Origin of the sequence: Streptococcus mitis (genome assembly GCF_946190285.1) — a bacterium.
Lineage (GTDB): Bacteria > Bacillota > Bacilli > Lactobacillales > Streptococcaceae > Streptococcus > Streptococcus mitis_CP.
Map to the genome: position 1 here is coordinate 322,115 of NZ_CAMHZX010000001.1, position 19,173 is coordinate 341,287.

A 19,173-nucleotide genomic window follows, 5' to 3' on the forward strand; every position below is an offset into this window, starting at 1 on the left:
CTCTAGCCTACAGAGGAGGTTTATTTCGTTAAAAATAAATGAAAACCGATAACCACTGGCCATCTGTGCTCAGTTTCATCTCTGTACCGAGAAGATGACATAATTCCTCAGTGATATAAAGACCTAAACCAGAGGATTCTTCAGTATCAGATAGATTTTCAGAATAAAAACGGTTGCTGAGATTTTCTATTCTTTTGATGGGCTGTTTAACAAGGTTTGCAATTTCTAAGACAAGCTGTTCCTGTTTCTTTCTCAAAGATAGACGCGCTTCTTCCTTACCATGCTTGAGGACATTTCCGAGCAAATTTTGTAAAATTCGATCCAGCAAGTCTTCATCAGTCCTCGTTTTTAAACCAGCTTCAACCTTAAAATCAAGCGTGATATTTGCCGCCTGAAAAACATCATAATAAGCCAGAGTCTTTTTGGTGATAAAAGCTGAAAGATCCACTTCTTCCAGTTTTGGTTTGACAGCTCCTTCCATCAAACGACGGTATTCTAGGAGAGCCTCCAAACGTTTGGAAACTAAATCAAGATGCTGGGCGATTTTTTGTAAGGTTTCTGCTTTGTCTTCAGGAGACTTCATCAATTGTTGCGTGTATCCTGACGCGATAGTCAAAGGTGTCCGAATATCATGGGCAATATTGCTGATGGCCATATCCAGAGTCTGCTTTTCCCTTTTCATAACCAACCGAGATTGTTCTACTTCCTGAAATAGATTCTCAATCTGCTGGTAGAAATGTAAAAAATGTTTGGAAAAAATGCTGACTCCTACTCTTTTCATACTACCTGTAAGAATCTTGTCTTCAATCTGTTGACTCAAGTTTTTAAGTGCTAGATGGTAGCGAATCAATGTAATCGATAAAATAATTAGGAGTACTAGTAGGACAACGATTATCATGTAGGTCATTGCTTATCTCCTTTTAATCTTACCCCAACTCCCCAAATGGTTTCAATATATTCTTGATTTGGGTCAAGCTGGTTTAATTTTTTACGAAGATTACTCAAATGAGTATTAAGGGTATTATCTCCAGGTAAATAGCTATCCTCCCAGACCAATTCATAAAGTTCTTCCTTGGTAAAAATTTTCTTAGGGTGTTTGAGAAGAGTTTGGAGAATCAAGCATTCTTTCTTAGCAAGGCGAATCGTTTCCTGACTATTTTTGATTTCAAAACTTTCTGCATCAAACTGGATATTTTTCAAGTTTTGTGGCAGATTTTCAGTTTTTCCTATTTCCATAGGCTGTTTTTCTACGCTTTGACGTAATTGAACAGTAACTCTGGCAAAGACTTCATCCAAATCAAAAGGTTTCACTATGTAATCATTGGCACCATCTAAAAGGTATTGACTGATTAACTTCTTATCGCTCAAAGCCGTTAGCATAATGACTGGAGTTTGACTTTGTTCCCTGATGGCTTTTAAAACCTGATCCCCATTTTTCCCAGGAAGCATGATATCTAGCAAAACGAGGTCAATCCCACCTTGGTCAAAACGCATGATTCCTTCAGTTCCTGAAAAGGCTTGAATCACCTCATGTTCCTCAGTAAGAAGTGTCCGCAAAATCTCTTGAATGTCACTATTGTCTTCAATAACCAATATCCTAGCCATAAACACCAACCTTTCTGCAACTATTATAGCATGTTTTATTGATAAAGCTTAAACAGAAAAGCTCCTCGCATCAAAGCGCGAGAAAGCCTTAGAGGGTTAAAATATAAAATTCACTTGCTAGATGACCTAGCATCCCTATAATTGCTAGTGAAAACGAGTCTAGCAGAATGAATACCTCATTTCTTAAACACTAATCTGTAATTCGTTGATACATTTCGGGTCTTCTATCTCGAAATAAGCCCCAGTTTAGGCGTTCACTTGCTCCCTTGTCTAGGTCATAAGTAGCTAACAGAACAGCTTCTTCTTGTCTTTCAGCTCGCTCTAGAATAGCTCCTGTTTCATCCGTCATAAAGGATGAACCGTAGAAGTCAAGACTGGAACTCTGTCCACCATTTTCCTCACTAGGAGTGACTTCCTCCAAACCATAACGATTGGCTGCAATAACTGGGACAATATTTGCTGCTGCATGACCTTGCATAGTACGTTGCCAATGACCACAACTGTCCGTATCTAGGATAGGCTCAGAGCCAATAGCAGTTGGATAAAAGAGCAATTCTGCCCCATTTAATGCGAGACAACGGGCTGTTTCAGGGAACCATTGATCCCAACAGATACCGATCCCAATCTTAGCATAGCGAGTATCCCAGACCTTGAAACCAGTGTTACCAGGAGTAAAGTAAAATTTCTCTTGATAGTAATGGTCGTCTGGTATGTGGGTCTTTCGATAAACGCCCAGCACTTCCCCATCTGCATCAATGACAGCAATAGAGTTATACAAGACATTGCCATCTTTTTCATAGAAACTGATTGGTAAAACGACCTTTAGCTTCTTGGCAATGGTTTTAAAATGCTGAATAGCTGTATTGTCTGTCACCGATTGGGCATGCTGGTAGTATTCATACTGACGTTCCTGACAGAAATAGGGACGTTCAAACAACTCGGGCAAGAGAATAATTTGTGCGCCTTGTTCTGCAGCCTGACGTAATAAACGCTCCGCTGTTTGAATATTTGTTGCCACATCCTTAGCGCATTGCATCTGAATGGCTGCAACTCTTACATTTCTCATCTTTTTCTCCTATTCTGGGATTTGTTGGGTGATACAGTGGATATTGCCACCACCTAAAAGAATATCTCTGGCTGGTATTCCGACAACTTTACGGCCTGGGAAACACTTACTGAGAATATCTAAGGCCACTTGGTCATTGACATCTTGAAACTGGGGAACAAGGACAGACTTGTTGGTGATATAAAAGTTTACGTAGGAAGCTGCTAGTCGTTCACCTGCGTATCGCTCTTCTTCTCCTTCTTCATAGATGTAGCCTGGCAAATCCTCTTTGGTTACAACTTGATGAAGAGCTGGGATTGGCAATTTATGAATAGTGAAGTGACGACCTTTTGCATCTGTTTCCTTTTCTAAAAGCGCTAAATCAGCTGCTGACATGTCATATTGAGGATCGTTTTGATCGTCTGTCCAAGCCAAAACAAGCTCAGCAGGACCAACAAAGGCAGCAACGTTGTCAACGTGTTCATTGGTTTCGTCCTGATAAATACCATAAGGAAGCCAGATAACTTTTTCGACTCCAAGGCACTCTAATAAGGTATTTTCGATTTCTTCCTTACTAAGATGAGGATTGCGACCAGGACTGAGAAGGCAACTTTCAGTCACGAGAATGGTTCCTTGACCATCGCTGTGTATCGCTCCGCCTTCAAGGACAAAAGGTTTGGCATCGTAAACAGGCATTTCCAATGCCTCAGCAAAACGACTGGCTACTTGGTCATCATCTTCATAATCTTGATAAAGACCATCAACAGCACCACCCCAAGCATTGAAAGCCCAATCGACTGCCAACTTTTCTCTTTTATCATTGACGAGAATGGTCGGACCTGTATCACGGGCCCAGGCATCATTGGTGGGAATGTCTAAATAAATAACGCTATCTCCAAGGTAGTCTTGGGCTTCAGATAGATAATCCTGCTCCACCAAAAGATAGACTCTTTCCCCTTCTGCAATGTTTTTGATAATCTGGCTAAATGCTCTTTTAGCAGCTTTTCCTTGAAAGGGCCATGATCCTGGTCGAGTCGGCCATATCATGAGGGTACCATGATGGGGTTCGTACTCTGCTGGCATACGATAGCCTAATTTTTTGGGACTGTCCATCATGATAATCTCCCTTTAAAGTCTTGATATCCGAAGGCTTTGATTAAGCTACAGTCTCCCTGTTCGTCCATAAGATAGAGACTTGGCAATCCAATACCGTTGAAGGTATTGTTTTTGACAAAGGAATAAATGGCCATATCTTCAAAATAAAGCCTGTCACCGATTTGGACTGGATTTTCAAAACTATAATCACCAATCACATCGCCCGTCAGACATGTATTGGAAGAAAGTCTGTAGGTATGGGCTTTTTCCTGTGCCTCAAAACCATTTCTCAAAGGTGGACGATAGGGCATCTCAAGTACATCAGGCATATGGCAGGTCGCAGAGGCGTCTAAAACCAAGATTTCCATACCGTTTTCTACAATATCTAATACCTCAGTTGCTAAATAACCCGCATTGAGCGCAATGGCTTCACCCGGCTCGATATAGATTTCAAGATTGTAAGTTTCTCGGATACGCTTGATTTCTGAAATCAGCAAATCCACATCGTAACCTTCTCTTGTGATGTGGTGTCCGCCCCCCATATTGAGCCATTTGACCTGATGCAAATACGTTCCAAATTGCGCTTCTACTGCTTTCAAAGTTGTCTCTAAATCATCCGAACCTTGCTCACAAAGGGTGTGAAAATGAAGACCATCCACCAAATCTAGTAAATCACGAGGAATCCTGTCTAGAGTGACTCCAAAACGAGAGCCTGGAGCACAAGGGTCATAAAGCGCGTGGTCACCTTGCGTTGAACATTGAGGGTTTATGCGCAAACCAACACTGATACCAGCATCTCGACAACGAGGCCCATGTTTACGCAACTGTCTCTCTGAGTTAAAGACGATATGGTCCGTTATCTTTAGCATTTCCTCCAAGTCTGCATCCTTGAAAGCAGGCGCAAAGACATGGACTTCCCCAGAGAATTCTTCCCTAGCTAGCTTAGCTTCATAGAGTCCACTGGCTGTCGTACCTGATAGATACTGGCTAATCAAGGGATAGGTTTTGTAGAGGGAATAGGCCTTCTGGGCAAGCAAAACCTTGCAACCTGCTTTTTCTTGAACTTCATGAAGAATTTTACAGTTAGATTCTAAACGGGCCAAGTCAATAACATAGGCTGGTGTTGGTACTTGTTCTAGCTTCATTAGTCCACCATTTGTGGATTTTCAACCACAACCCATGGCAAACCATACTCATTCAAAGCTTCCATGAATGGATCTGGATCCAACTCTTCAAGGTTATACACTCCAGCTTGTTTCCAAGTACCGTTCATAACCAATTTTGTCCCAATCATGGCTGGAACGCCTGTCGTGTAAGAAATGGCTTGTGACCCGACTTCTGCATAGCACTCTTGATGGTCGCAAACATTGTAGATGTAGATGGTCTTTTCAACACCATCTTTGACACCTGTAAAGATACAACCAATATTGGTTTTACCAACTGTACGTGGGCCAAGGCTGGCAGGATCTGGAAGCAAGGCTTTCAAGAATTGGATTGGTACAATTTCTTGCCCATTGAAGTTAATCGAATCTGTACGAAGGAGTCCAACATTTTCAAGACATTTCATGTGCGTCAAGTAAGATTGACCAAAGGTCATAAAGAAACGAATGCGTTTGACACCTGGAATGTTTTTCGCCAATGATTCAATTTCTTCATGGTGAAGGAGATACATATCTTTTTGTCCAACCTGAGGGAAATCGTACTCACGTTTGATAGACATAGCTTCGACTTCGACCCACTTTCCATCTTCCCAGTAAGAACCTGGTGCAGAAACCTCGCGTAGATTGATTTCTGGGTTGAAGTTAGTCGCAAACGGATAACCATGGTCACCACCATTACAGTCTAGAATATCGATATAATGGATTTCATCAAAATAATGTTTGAGTGCATAAGCTGAAAAGACGCTGGTTACACCTGGGTCAAAGCCAGAGCCAAGCAGAGCGGTCAAGCCTGCTTCTTTGAATTTTTCCTGATAAGCCCATTGCCATGAGTAGTCAAAGTAGGCTGTAAAACCAAGTTCCTTACAACGTTTCTCATAGATGGCACGCCATTCAGGGTCTTCTGTGTCTTCTGCTTCGTAGTTGGCTGTATCGATATAGTGAACACCTGTTGCCAAACAAGCATCCATAATGGTTAAATCTTGATATGGTAAAGCTACGTTCAAAACAGCTTCTGGTTTGTAGCTTTCAATCAGGGCAATCACTTCTTCAACCTTGTCAGCATCAAGTGCGACTGTTTCAATCTTTGTACTTGTTTTACCTTCTAGCTTCGCTTTCAAGTCATCGCATTTTGACTTGGTACGGCTAGCAATCATAATTTCTGTAAATGTTTCGCTATCTTGACAAATCTTTGAAATAGCAACTTGGGCAACGCCCCCACATCCAATAACTAATAAACGACTCATTTTTTTCCTTCCTCTTCTTCTAAAATGTCCTCAACATACTTGGGCAACATAAAGGCTCCCACGTGTAAGTTTGCAGTGTAGTATTCTGTGAAAAGCTGGCGTTTTTTCCAGCCTTCCTTGTCAAAATCTTTAACAGGGTGGTATTTTTTCGATGCAAATCCAAACAACCAATAGCCAGCTGGACTGGTTGGGATGTGGGCTTGGTAGACTCGACTGATTGGAAAGGCTTGATTAACCTTGCGGTGCATGCTTCGGCAAGCCGACTCATCCTCGTCAAAGAAGGGACTCCCATGCTGGTAAATCATGATGCCGTCTTCTTTCAAGGCTCTGTAACTGTTGCCGTAAAATTCCTTGGTAAAGAGCCCTTCCGTATGGCCAAATGGGTCTGTCGCATCGTTGATGATAATATCGTAGTCATCTTCACAGTTTCGCAAAAAGCGTAGTCCATTTTGGTAGTAAATGGTAACACGAGGATCGTCTAGCCCTGCGGCAAAATCTGGGAAATACTCACGACAGACCTCAACCAACATTTCATCTGGTTCCACGATATCGATTTGTTCAAGCTCAGGATAGAGTGTTAATACTTGAGCAACACCACCGTCACCACCCCCAATAACCAAGACTTTCTTGGGATTTGGGTGGACAGCCATGGGAACATGGACGGTCATTTCATTGTAGACAAAATCATCCGCATCTGAAAACAAGACATGCCCATTTAAAATCAGTATTTTTCCAAAAGCTGGTGTATCTAGAACTTCGATATCCTGCCATTCACTTTTTCCAGCGTAGAGTTGCTTGGCTGTTCTCAGGGACAATTTCACATCTGGAGTATGAACTTCAGAAAACCATAAATCCATCTAGTTCTCCTTTCTCTTAATGACGTTGATGTGATTGACCTCAGGATCTTCCGTCCCTTGGAGGGAGCAACCACGTTCCTTGGCAAATTGGATATAGTCTACAATTTCACGTGTAATGCGTTCACCAGGAGCCAAGATAGGAATCCCTGGAGGATAACACATAACAAATTCTCCACAGACTTGTCCAACAGATTCGTCTAAAGACAAACTTCTTCTCTCTGAATAGAAGGCTTCCTGAGGAGAAAGGACCAACTCTGGCTGGATATATTCTCCAGCTATCAAGTCCTTCCCATCTCGTGAATAGAGTCTCTTGATATCTGCTAAAGCACCGACTAAGCGCTCGATGTCTTGGATCCGGTCACCAATCGAAATATAGGCCAAGATATTGCCAATATCACCAAACTCAATCTGAATGTCGTATTCGTCTCGTAGGAGGTCATAAACCTCGATACCTGTTAAGCCAATACCCTGAGTGTAAACTGACAACTTGGTCACGTCAAAATCGCAAACGGATACTCCGTCTATTAACTCTTTTGAGTAGGCATAGTATCCACCGATAGCATTGATTTCACAGCGGGCATACTCGGATAGCTCAATGACCTTCTCAAACGACTCTTTACCACGAAGGACCAAGTTGCGACGTGAAATATCCAGACTAGCCATCAACAAGTAAGAGGCAGATGTTGACTGGGTAAGATTGATAATCTGACGTACGTATTCAGGATTCATCTGCTTCCCGATTAAAAGAAGCGAACTTTGTGTCAAACTCCCACCAGACTTATGCATGGAGACTGCTGCCATATCAGCACCTGCATCCATAGCAGAAATTGGAAGTTTATCTGTAAAATGCAAATGCGCCCCGTGGGCCTCATCTACCAAAACCATCATGCCAGCTTCATGAGCCATTTCCGTTAAACCTTTAAGGTCTGAACAGATGCCGTAGTAAGTGGGATTGTTAATCAATATTGCCTTGGCATCTGGATGGTCCTTTATGGCCTGTGCTACTCGGTCATTTTCAAGACCTAAAGCGATACCAATCTTAGGATCTACACTCATCTCTATATAGATGGGAATAGCACCACATAGAACCAGCGCATTGATAGCAGATTTATGGACATTTCGTGGCAGAATAATCTTATCTCCAGCCTTGCAGGTTGACAGAATCATAGTCTGCACCGATGAAGTTGTTCCCCCAATCATGAGAAAGGCATGGGCTGCTCCAAAAGCATCAGCTGCCAGATCCTCTGCATCCCGAATGATCGAAATGGGATGCCCTAAATTATCCAAGGGTTTCATCGAATTGACATCAATGCCAACACATTTTTCTCCTAATAGTTCGACAAGTTCTGGATTCCCTCGTCCGCGTTTGTGACCTGGTACATCAAAGGGAACAATTCTTTTCTTGCGTAACTTCACCAAGGCCTCATAAATTGGGGCTTGGTTTTGATCTAAATCTTTCAAGACATACTCCTTTACTGTATTTTTAGCGCTTCAAGAAGACGAAGACGACTAAAGGTTGACTCATGAAAAAAGAGCAGGTTTCCACCTGCTCTGCAATCTTCTGACGTTTTTATGTTTGTTTCTGTTGAGTATGTCTGTTCCAGATGTTTCCAAACTCTCTAGTAGCAAATATTACGTACTTTATTGATCGTTTCACAAGATGACGTGTGCTTTCACCACACTAAAAATTTAAAATTTATGAATTAGGACAAGTGTCCTAACATCAACTTATAAAAGTAGGCTTTTAACCCTATCAATAATGTGGTTTTTCAACCACGCTTCGGCATTCAACCCTGCCTGTCCGTAGGCATTTTTTACTCGGGTTTATATTTGCTAGAAAACATCATCTCATTTTCTAAGCTTTATTACTATATCATACTTCCAACATTCTGTAAAGTACTTTTTTTAAAAAATATCTACTTTTGTTCGGAAATATAATATTTTATATAGATTTTTATAAACTGTATAATGTGAAAGCGAATATAAAAAGAACTAGAAGGCTCTAGTTCTCAGATTTTGTATTTAACGAATACTATGCTTATTCATCTTTTGTTCAAAGATAGTTGTGATAATCTGACGTAATTCTTCGCGTTCTTTTTCTGGTATTTCACCACTTGTTTGAGCTGCAGCGTAGAGTTCAGGGTGTTCAATTGAAATGCGTTTAATAGTACGTGTCGTAGCATGTTTTCTGACGAAAAATGGAATTCGCTTAATCAAGTCTTGTGGTACTAGCGCAAGAATCTTTTCAGCAGTTTCCTTGTCACTAATCTTAGACGTCGTCAGCCCCTTCTTAATCATTTCCTGTTCTTTTTCTGTAAAATCTTTTAATTCCATTCGATAAATCCTCCTATTTTCTCTATGTTAAATTATATACCAATTGTAGCAAGACGACAAATAGTCTGTTTGTAAAATCTTCTCTATACTACAACTTTCCTGTCGCTCATAATTGCTCTTTAATGAAAAATCACAAATCCTTTTGGAGAAATCACAAGCTGATTCTCTAATTCTTGGCAATTGCTTGCTAGTGTTACTACTTCTTTCTCTAAAAGATAATCATCTTTTGATTGGTTAAAGATCGCTTTAAGGACCCGGCCTTCGTATGTCCATTCCAGAGCTACTACATCTTGTTTAATTTCTTTTAGGCTATACTTACCATGCTGAATGGTTGATGACGCTTGTTTTCTAATATTAATCAGCTGCTTCATGAAATTCAGCATATCATTGTCACTTGATACACGTTCCCAAGGCATACAACGTCGACAATCTGGGTCTGGACCACCAGTCAAGGATAACTCTGTTCCATAATAGATGCAGGGTGTTCCTTTTTGAAAAAAGAGAAAGGCTAGAGCTGATTTAACCAGTTGCACATCCTCATTGGCCGTCCACAAGATTCGTTCTGTATCATGTGAATCCAAGAGATTAAACATGACCTCTGAAATCTGCTGCTTGTAATACATAGACTGACCATTGATTTCATCGATGAACTGATCCGTCTTCTTAACACCACGCAAAAAATACTCCTTGATGCTATCAGATAAAGGATAATTCATGACCGCATGGAACTCATCTCCATTTAGCCAAGGCTGAGACCTATGCCAGACTTCTCCTAGGATATAAAGATCAGACTTTTTAGCTAAAACTGCCTTACGAAAATCCTTCCAAAACTGATGGTCAATCTCATTAGCCACATCCAAACGCCAAGCATCGATATCAAACTCTTCAATCCAATAAGTCGCAACCTTTAATAGATAGTCATTGACCTCTGGATTGGCTGTATTTAGCTTAGGCATATAGTCCTCGAAACCAAAAGCATGATAAGGCAACTCTCTCTTGTTGACTAGCTTTTCAGTTGCCACTGGGAATTGTTGTATATGGAACCAATCTTTATAAGCAGATTGCTCATCATGTTCAACAACATCTTGCCATTGAGGCGATTGCGAACCAATATGGTTAAATACCGCATCCAGCATGATTTTCATGCCACGATGATGAGCTTGCTCGACCAGCTCCCGAAAGGTCTCCTTGTCTCCAAAATGACGGTCAATTTCAAAGTAATCTGTCGTATTGTATTTATGATTGCTCGTAGATTCAAATATAGGACAGAGATAAAGCCCAGTAATGCCCAAGTCTTGCAAGTAATCCAGATGGTCAATAATCCCCTGTAAATCACCACCAAAGAAATCATCGCTCTTAGGTGTGATAGATGAATACCAGTCTAAAGTCCCTTCTGGGTTTAATAGAGCATTTCCGTTAGCAAATCTCTCAGGAAATATCTGATACCATACCGTATTTGAAACCCAATCAGGAACTTGGCATGCATCAATCTCATGAAGACAGGGCAACTTAAATCCGTTTCCAATGGCATGAAGATTTTCTAGAGAATTTTCCACACACCCTCTATCGCCATACAAAATACTTTGGCCTTCTGTATCCGTGACTTCAAAGAGATACTGGATACGTGCAAAGTCAACAGACACTTCAACCTGCCAATAGTCAAATAAGGCATCAGAAGTTATCTTGGCCATTTTCTTTGTATCTTGATAAAACTCCTCCATAAAGATAAAAGGGTCACCATAATGCAAGTTGATACTTTCAATATCCCCTTTCTTAGTTCGAATCCGAATATGAAGTTTCTTATTCTTGTAAAGATAGGCAAACTCCGACTCAGTCCTATGGTAAATGGCACTTAATTCCATCAATTTGGCTCCTAAATTTTTAATCGATTTTTACGCAAACGTTTTCATAATTGTGATTCTAGTATACTACTTTCGTATTTTATTTTCAAGTCTTGTCCGTAGATTCTAGTGGTTTGGTTCTATAAATAAAAAAGCAGCCAGTCTTACAACTTGCTACTTTCCAAATGATGATTTACAAATGTCTTTCCAGCCACTCAATTTTTTTAAAATCCTTATTGTTATTGTGCTCATTTCGATAAGAATCTTGGGAAGAAGCCTTGTAAATACTTAAAAACTGTTCTAGATTTGGAATGCGAAAAGTGATGTTTTCGAGATGAATCAATTCTATATCCGATTCCGAAACTCCTGCAAAATCAGGTAAAGAATCGATACTTCCGAATTCAACACTCAGACCATCTTTTTTGAATTCATGCTCATGAATATCTATTAGGGCATAGCCTAAGTGTTTCATCACTTTCATTATCTTGTCCCACTCATAAATTCTGAGATGATCAGGTGCTTCCCACCCTCTAGGATCACCAGGCACATGAATGTCAATGTCAGACGGCCTCCATTCTTCATTTGAACGGTATTCAAACCCCAAAGACCCCATGAGCGTCGGAGTGATTCCGACTTGGTTTAAATGAGAACAGATTGTTCGAAATTCATCAAATAGAGAATTCATTCCTCCTCCAATCGTTGATATAGAACTTAATTTCGTTGTGAATAATAAACTAATTTTTACCTTCTACTCTTTCGGTTTTGAAAATACTTCAATTCGCTGAGCTAGAACTTTGATTTCTACAGGTAGGTTATCCGATTTATCGCCGTCAACATCTGACTCCAATTCACTATCTGAAGAAATCTTAATATTACGCGCTCTGATATACTCAATATTATCATTGCCGACAACATCTCCTTTTAGTAAATCAGGAATAACGGATAATTTGGAGAATAGAGACGCATCTTTTAGAATCAAAATATTGGCATAGCCGTCTTTGTTTTCTTCAAAGATTTTCTTATCAGCGAAGTAATTTGTCAAGAGAACCAAAACATGACTAGCTTCACCATCATAATTTCCATTTTCTGTCTCAACCTTAATGTTAAAGACCTGATCCGTCATGACAGACTTCATGGTATTTACAGCATAGGCTAAAATACCGAATTTTGTCTTATCCTCGATTTCAACATTGTGAATCGCCTCAGGCAGAGAACCGATACTAAAGATATAACCAAAATAATTGTCATTCGCTTTACCGATATCAATCTTATTGGTTAAGTTGAAATCCAGTTCATCAATCGCGCCATCGATGTCTTGATTGATTTCCAACAGTTTTGTAATGAGGTTACCCGTCCCACCTGGGATAATTCCTAACTTAGGAATGTAGTCTCTCTCAGCAATACCCGAAATGACTTCATTGACAGTCCCATCTCCACCAAAAACAACCACTGCATCGTACTGCTCACTAGAAGCTTCCTCAGCAAAATGTGTTGCATCCAACGCTTTTTCAGTAATTTTGGTTTCTACGTGGTCAAAGTATTCTTTTACTTTATTCTCCAGCTTTTCTTTGTAATCCAAAGCCTTCTCGCCACCAGAGGTAGGGTTGATAATTACCATTGCTTTTTTCATTAATGCTCTCCTTAATTTTAAATAGAAATGTTTACATTTCGTCGTATGCAAGTAAATGTAATCCTATTATACAATGAAAATACGGAAAAGCGAAATAATGTGCTTAGAATAAAGTGTGAACTAGACTAAAATTATCACTCTTTTAAAGATAATTATAAAATTTAGATATTAAAATACATATTTTTTATAAAAAAAGAAGATGACGAATCATCTTCTTAAAAACTATGAGTTTTTAGTCTTCTTTTTTCTTTCGAGCAAGAAATCCAAATCCACCTAGGGCTCCAAGAAGTCCAAGCGCTGCTAGGCTAGCGTTAGCTTCTGTACCTGTGTTAGGCAATTCTTTTTGACCATCAACATATTTAGGTCTTGATGGTTGAGTAGCTGAATCAGTTGGTACTGATGTTTCAGCTGGTGTTGGAACAGCAGGTTGGGTTGGAGTTGTTGGTTGTTCCGGTTGCACTGGAGCTACTGGTTGTTCAGGAGTCTCTGGTGTTGTTGGAACTGGTGCTGGTTCCGGCTTAGGCTCTGGTTTAGGAGTTGGAGCTGGAGTTGGTCCTGGGTAAGGAGTTGGGTTTGGCTTAGGACTGTTTGAAATGTAATTAATTGGTGTATCTTCACCTGGATTAGTTGGAACATTTGGTACTTCGTATCCTTTTGCTGGATCTTTTGGATCTACTGGTTTAAGTGGTTGACCGTTTCCATCAACAGGTGTGTGACCTGGGACGTATGGAAGAACTGGTTTATCACTTCCTGGTTTTGTTGGATCTACTGGATCATTTGGATACTTGATTGGGTTAGTTGGTTGACCTGGAATGTTTGGAATCCATGAACCAAGTGGTTTGTAAACATAAGTTACTGTTGTACCGTTTTCTCCAATCTTACCTTTAGCTTCACCTTCTACACGTTCCAATACGTATCCAGTAATAACTTTTCCACTTGTAGCGTACTCATCACCTACTTTACCTTCTGTAGTTTCTGAAGGTAGAAGCTCTTTACCGTTTTCATCTACATACTTAACTACTAGGTTAGCTTTGTTTGCTACGTAATTGATTGGTGTATCTTCACCTGGATTAGTTGGAACATTTGGTACTTCGTATCCTTTTGCTGGATCTTTTGGATCTACTGGTTTAAGTGGTTGACCGTTTCCATCAACAGGTGTGTGACCTGGGACGTATGGAAGAACTGGTTTATCACTTCCTGGTTTTGTTGGATCTGCTGGATCATTTGGATACTTGATTGGGTTAGTTGGTTGACCTGGAATGTTTGGTACCCATGATCCAAGTGGTTTGTATGTTACTACTTCTGTAGTATCTTCTGAGTCTGCAGTTACTTTTGTAGTTGCTACAGTTGCTTTATCAGCTACAAATCCCTTAACTACTGGTGATTTAACTTCAGCTAAATCTTGTTCTGGAGTCCAATCTCCGTAAGTCACTTCACCTGTAACCAAGTTGACCTTAGCTTCACGTGTGAATTTAGCTTCTTGTGTTACTGTTTTCGGAGTACCGTCTTCGTTTAATACTGGAGTTCCATCTTCGTAGACATAAGTAATTGTACGCGTGACTGTTTTGTTTAGATCTTTTTCTTCTAAGCCAGCTGGGTATTTAGGTCCGTCTGGATTGTTTGGATCTACTGGAGTTCCAGGTGTTTTTGGTTGATCTGGTGTTACTGTAACTACTTTAGCTTTAAGCGTTACTTTGAACTCTTGATCAGTATCTTTATCTTTATCGAACTTACCACCTTCTGGGTATGTATTAGATACTAATTCATATCCTTTGTTTTCAAGTTCTTTGATTTTCGCTTTTACGTCAGCTTCTTTTGTAAGTGGTGTATCTGAGTCACCTTCTTCAGTAATAGCATCAACACCTGGAATTGGATTTCCTTTCTCATCTACGAAAGTTGTTTTCGCTTTTTGCGTATCCTTCACGTAGTTGATTGGTGTATCCTCACCTGGGTTAGTTGGAACATTTGGTACTTCATAACCTTTAGTTGGATCATTTGGATCTACTGGTTTCAACGGATTACCATCTTTGTCCTTAGGAGTCATACCTGGTACGTATGGAAGAACTGGTTTGTCGTTGCCTGGTGTTGTTGGATCTGTTGGATCATTTGGATACTTGATTGGGTTTGTTGGTTGACCTGGGATATTTGGTACCCATGAACCAAGTGGTTTGTAGGTTACTACCTCTGTAGTATCTTTTGAATCCGCAGTTACATTTACAACTGGCACACTTGCTTTATCAGCTAAGTATCCTGGTACTACTGGTGATTTCACTTCAGCTAAGTCTTGAGCTGGTGTCCAATCTCCATATGTAACTTCTCCTGTAACTAAGTTAACTTTTGCTTCACGTGTGAATTTAGTTTCTTGTGTTACTGTTTTTGGAGTGCCGTCTTCGTTTAATACTGGAGTTCCATCTTCGTAGACATAAGTAATTGTACGCGTGACTGTTTTGTTTAGATCTTTTTCTTCTAAGCCAGCTGGGTATTTAGGTCCGTCTGGGTTGTTTGGATCAACTGGAGTTCCTGGAGTTTTTGGTTGATCTGGTGTAACTGGTACAACACGTTCTTTAAACGTTACTGTGAACTCTTGGTCAGTGTTAACATCTTTATCGAATACTCCGTCTGTTGGGTATGTATTAGAAACTAATTCATATCCTTTGTTTTGAGCTTCTTTGATTTTTGCAGCGATTACTTCTGCCTTAGTAAGCTTATCACCATTTGTACCTGTTTCAGAAATTGGTTCATTTCCTTCTACTTGCTTAACGTTACCATCTTTATCTTGGTAAACAAATGTTGTTGTTGCTTTTTGAACTGGTGTATATGTAACTACTTCATTAATATTTTCTGAAGAGTTGGTTACTTGCACTGTCCCTACTGTAGCTTTATCAACTGTGTGTTTAGCAATCTCAGGCGATTTCACTTCAGTCAAGTCTTGAGCTGGTGTCCAATCTCCGTAAGTCACTTCATCTGTTACCAAGTTGACCTTAGCTTCACGAGTGAATTTAGCCTCTTGGGTAACAACTTTTGGAGTGCCGTCTTCGTTTAATACTGGAGTTCCATCTGCGTATACGTATGTGATTGTACGTGTGACAGTTTTGTTTAGATCTTTTTCTTCCAAGCCAGCTGGGTATTTAGGTCCGTCTGGGTTGTTTGGATCCACTGGAGTTCCTGGTGTTTTCGGTTGATCTGGTGTAACTGGTACAACACGTTCTTTAAGTGTTACTGTGAACTCTTGATCAGTATTCGCATCTTTATCAAACTCACCACCTTCTGGGTATGTATTAGATACTAATTCATATCCTTTGTTTTGAGCTTCTTTGATTTTCTCAGCGATTACTTCTGCTTTTGTAAGTTTGTCTCCACCTTTACCTGTTTCAGTTACCGGTGTATTTCCTTCAACTTCTTTTGCATTACCATCTTTGTCTTGGTAAATAAATGTTGTCTTAGCTTTTTGGATAGCTGTATAGGTAACAACATATTCGTAATCTTCATCTGTTGCAGTTGTAGCCTGTACAGGAACTTTTTCTACACTTGCGATGTATCCTTCTTTTTTAGGGACTGCAAGTTCTGGAAGGTTTGTATCACCGTTTCCAACCCAATTAATATAGATAGGTTTTCTATTGGTATCTACCTGCGCTTCATTTTTATCATTTACTTGGATAGTACCTGTATAGCTTACAGTTTGTTTTGTTGGTTCAAATACTTGTTGTCCTGCAAGATCCTTAACATCGTCTGCGTAAACATACTTAATCGTACGATTTACCTCTTCTACTTTTGTTTTCTTAACATAGTAGTATACAACATTGTTTACAAAGGCGTTTGGGTTAACACCATTCGCTTGAAGTTCTTCTGAACTATAGATAGCACTCGCACGTTTTGGACCAATGTTAACTGTTCCTGTTGTTCCTTTAGCTGGAACATCAACACGGATGTATTCAATGCCATTAATCGTTTTAGTTAAATCGGGAAGTTCATTTGAAACATCATATTTTTTACCTAAAATATTCTTAGTTTCATAGCTACCATCTTCATTAGGTTTAGCAAAACCATCATAACTTGTTGGTTCATAGGCAATCTCTTCACCTGTCTCAATATTTACTAAAGTGATAGTAACAGCCCCTGTTTCATTAGTAGTATCTCCAAGAGGGTATGAATCAACTATCCAACCATTAGCTACTTTTGTAGTTATATTTTCTTCTCCACCGTTTAGAGGTGTTCCACCTGATACTGTAAGAGTTGCTGCTGTCTTGTCGATATCTCCAACGACACTACCTTTTTGAATCTTCCCTAATTCATTATACTTGAACTTAGAGTATTCATCTGAGAATGTACGGTTAGTTATTACTTTCTCAACACCAAGTTTGGCTAAATCCATCGAAAGCACAGAACCTTCTTGGATTGCACCATCAATCACTTCTATTTCAAGTTCTGTCGGTGATTTTACTGTCGCTTTCAAAGTAAAGTCTGTATCGCGACCGTCGTTAAGAATCCAAACATTATTTTCATTTGCTTGAACATTACTCCAACGGTTAGCTGGTCGATAAGTTATACTTTTTTCTTCTGTGTTTGTTAAAGTATCCTTTGCCCCATCAATCTTACGGAAGTAATTAAATTCGTCATTTGGCAGAGTAATCTTAAATTTCGAACCTGTTCCATAACGGACATCACTGTCAGTATTAATAACAATTGCATCACTTTTTCGGATAATTTCATTTCCCTTATAGCCTAAAATATTATCTCCCATTAAAGTTGCAGAAGTATTTTGTTTTTGAGCATTCGGTTTAGTAGCTTTATGTGTATATGTATGTTCTAAGATTTTTTGACCATTTACACTTATACTTGCCGTGTAGTCTTTATCTTCAACAATATCAGGTGCTACATATCCTGCAGCAGTTAAATTTTCAGCATAAAAAGTTGTTACAGCGTAGTTTTTTGCCTTATCATTCCATGTGATTGTGTAAGTGGTTGAACCTACTTCATTGGGAATAGCTGGTTGTTCGGTAAGTCGCTCTTGATAAGTTTTACCATCTTTCTTACGTTGAGACCAGAATGGAGACTCTCCTCCTCTACTTCCTGTAGAGTTTGTAGAAACTAACTTTGTAACTACCCCAATAACAGTTCCATCTGAAGCTTTAATCTTTGTTTCATTTGGTTTAAAACTATCACCAAGGCCTGCTAAATTTTTAAGTTCAATTGTTGTAGTATCTCCATTTTGAGCTTGAGAAGTGTCAAAAACAACATTAATCCCCCATGCTTTAGGTTTCGTATTATCTGCATTCATGGTCACATAGGCATTATTAACTGTTACAATTGCATTACCATTTCTGACAACACCTTTACCTGTAATGGTTTGATCTTTAGTATCTGTAGCTCCAAGCACAGCTTCTACTTTATCTGCATGGCCTGCACGTTTCATTTCAGCATAGACCGCTTCAATAGCAGATGAGATGCGGTTTACTTGGGCTGTTAGTTGTTCTTCCGTAGAATCGTTAGAATAGAGCAAACCTTTTGCCGCTACCGCTTCAAGCTTGACTGCAGCAATTGCAGCTGATAATTTTTGTTTAGCTTCAACATCTTTGACTTCTTTATCTGAAAAGTTTGAAGCCACTGTTGCCATTACTTCTGCTTCTGAAGTCAATTGAGTAAGAACTGATTTAACTTCATCTTTAGGTTTTACTGTTTCAGCCTTTTCTTTATCTACTTCTTTTTTGTCAGCTTGCTCTTTATCAGATTTTTCTTTTTCAACTTTATCAGTAACTTCTTTTTCTGCTACAGGTGTTGCTTCAGTTTTAGCGTCATCTTTTACTTCAGGTTTTTCATCTGCTTTTACAGCATCAAGCTTTAATTCTGGAAGTTCCTCAACAACTGGTGTTGTTATGGCTGAATCAGGTTTCTGTTTATCAGGATTTGTAATTTCTGGCGCTTTTGTAGTCGCAACATTTGTTTCATCAGCTTTAACAGCATTTGCTCCTAATAGGAGAGCAGTTCCCAATAGAACACTGGCTGCCCCAAAACTATACTTACGAATAGAAAAACGTTGGGCTCTTCTACCATGGTATTTTTCTGTTCTTGAATACATAATTTACCTCTTGAAATTGATTTTTTAGACACTTTTCAAATATTTGAATAATTATTTATATTTGAAAATGACAACTGTAACATAATAACACACAGAAACGTGAAGTGCAATTGATTTATCTTATTTATTATGTTTATTTTTTGTACCGTAAGTACAATATCTATATTCTAGTTTTCTCATTTAAAGCTTATTTATCACATATCTATTACTTGATATATTATAAAATAAAAAAAGACAAGAAAAATTATTCTTTTGACAGCTAATTCCTCTTATCTAAATTAAGAAT

The 19,173-nt window shown here is 39.3% G+C and carries 13 protein-coding genes; all 13 read right to left on the bottom strand.

Annotated elements, in window-relative coordinates; all coding sequences use genetic code 11:
- Positions 1-28 precede the first annotated feature (28 nt).
- Entirely contained in the window at positions 29-907 is an 879-nt protein-coding gene (locus N8L39_RS01595; RefSeq protein WP_261009886.1) for a sensor histidine kinase, read from the bottom strand.
- Positions 904-1,605, bottom strand: a complete 702-nt coding sequence (locus N8L39_RS01600; RefSeq protein WP_261009885.1) for a response regulator transcription factor — start codon at positions 1,603-1,605, stop codon at positions 904-906. Before N8L39_RS01600 ends, N8L39_RS01595 begins: the two co-directional genes overlap by 4 nt.
- A 190-nt stretch (positions 1,606-1,795) precedes the next feature.
- Positions 1,796-2,671 carry an N-carbamoylputrescine amidase gene (gene aguB / locus N8L39_RS01605; protein WP_261009884.1) on the bottom strand — a complete coding sequence of 292 codons (876 nt, stop codon included), beginning with the start codon at positions 2,669-2,671 and terminating at the stop codon, positions 1,796-1,798.
- A gap of 9 nt (positions 2,672-2,680) precedes the next feature.
- Positions 2,681-3,766, bottom strand: coding sequence for an agmatine deiminase (gene aguA, locus N8L39_RS01610; protein WP_261009883.1), 1,086 nt, complete (start codon positions 3,764-3,766; stop codon positions 2,681-2,683).
- Positions 3,763-4,890: a carboxynorspermidine decarboxylase gene (gene nspC / locus N8L39_RS01615; protein ID WP_261009882.1), complete on the bottom strand. Its 1,128-nt coding sequence runs from the start codon at positions 4,888-4,890 to the stop codon at positions 3,763-3,765. The genes aguA and nspC overlap by 4 nt, the downstream gene beginning before the upstream one ends.
- Positions 4,890-6,149, bottom strand: a complete 1,260-nt coding sequence (locus N8L39_RS01620; protein ID WP_261009881.1) for a saccharopine dehydrogenase family protein — start codon at positions 6,147-6,149, stop codon at positions 4,890-4,892. Before N8L39_RS01620 ends, nspC begins: the two co-directional genes overlap by 1 nt.
- Complete coding sequence (gene speE, locus N8L39_RS01625) at positions 6,146-7,006, bottom strand: polyamine aminopropyltransferase (RefSeq protein WP_000366713.1); 861 nt, start codon at positions 7,004-7,006, stop codon at positions 6,146-6,148. Before speE ends, N8L39_RS01620 begins: the two co-directional genes overlap by 4 nt.
- Positions 7,007-8,467 (bottom strand): aminotransferase class I/II-fold pyridoxal phosphate-dependent enzyme, encoded by a 1,461-nt coding sequence (locus tag N8L39_RS01630; RefSeq protein ID WP_261009880.1) that lies wholly within the window; start codon positions 8,465-8,467, stop codon positions 7,007-7,009.
- 561 nt (positions 8,468-9,028) lie between these two features.
- Positions 9,029-9,340, bottom strand: a complete 312-nt coding sequence (locus N8L39_RS01635) for a hypothetical protein (protein ID WP_020901364.1) — start codon at positions 9,338-9,340, stop codon at positions 9,029-9,031.
- 119 nt (positions 9,341-9,459) lie between these two features.
- Positions 9,460-11,202, bottom strand: a complete 1,743-nt coding sequence (locus N8L39_RS01640) for a glycoside hydrolase family 13 protein (RefSeq protein WP_261009879.1) — start codon at positions 11,200-11,202, stop codon at positions 9,460-9,462.
- 172 nt (positions 11,203-11,374) lie between these two features.
- Positions 11,375-11,866: a hypothetical protein gene (locus N8L39_RS01645; RefSeq protein WP_061589716.1), complete on the bottom strand. Its 492-nt coding sequence runs from the start codon at positions 11,864-11,866 to the stop codon at positions 11,375-11,377.
- Between the two features lie 63 nt (positions 11,867-11,929).
- Positions 11,930-12,811 (bottom strand): diacylglycerol/lipid kinase family protein, encoded by an 882-nt coding sequence (locus N8L39_RS01650; RefSeq protein ID WP_261009878.1) that lies wholly within the window; start codon positions 12,809-12,811, stop codon positions 11,930-11,932.
- 232 nt (positions 12,812-13,043) lie between these two features.
- Entirely contained in the window at positions 13,044-18,887 is a 5,844-nt protein-coding gene (locus tag N8L39_RS01655; protein WP_261009877.1) for a mucin-binding protein, read from the bottom strand.
- Positions 18,888-19,173: the final 286 nt, after the last annotated feature.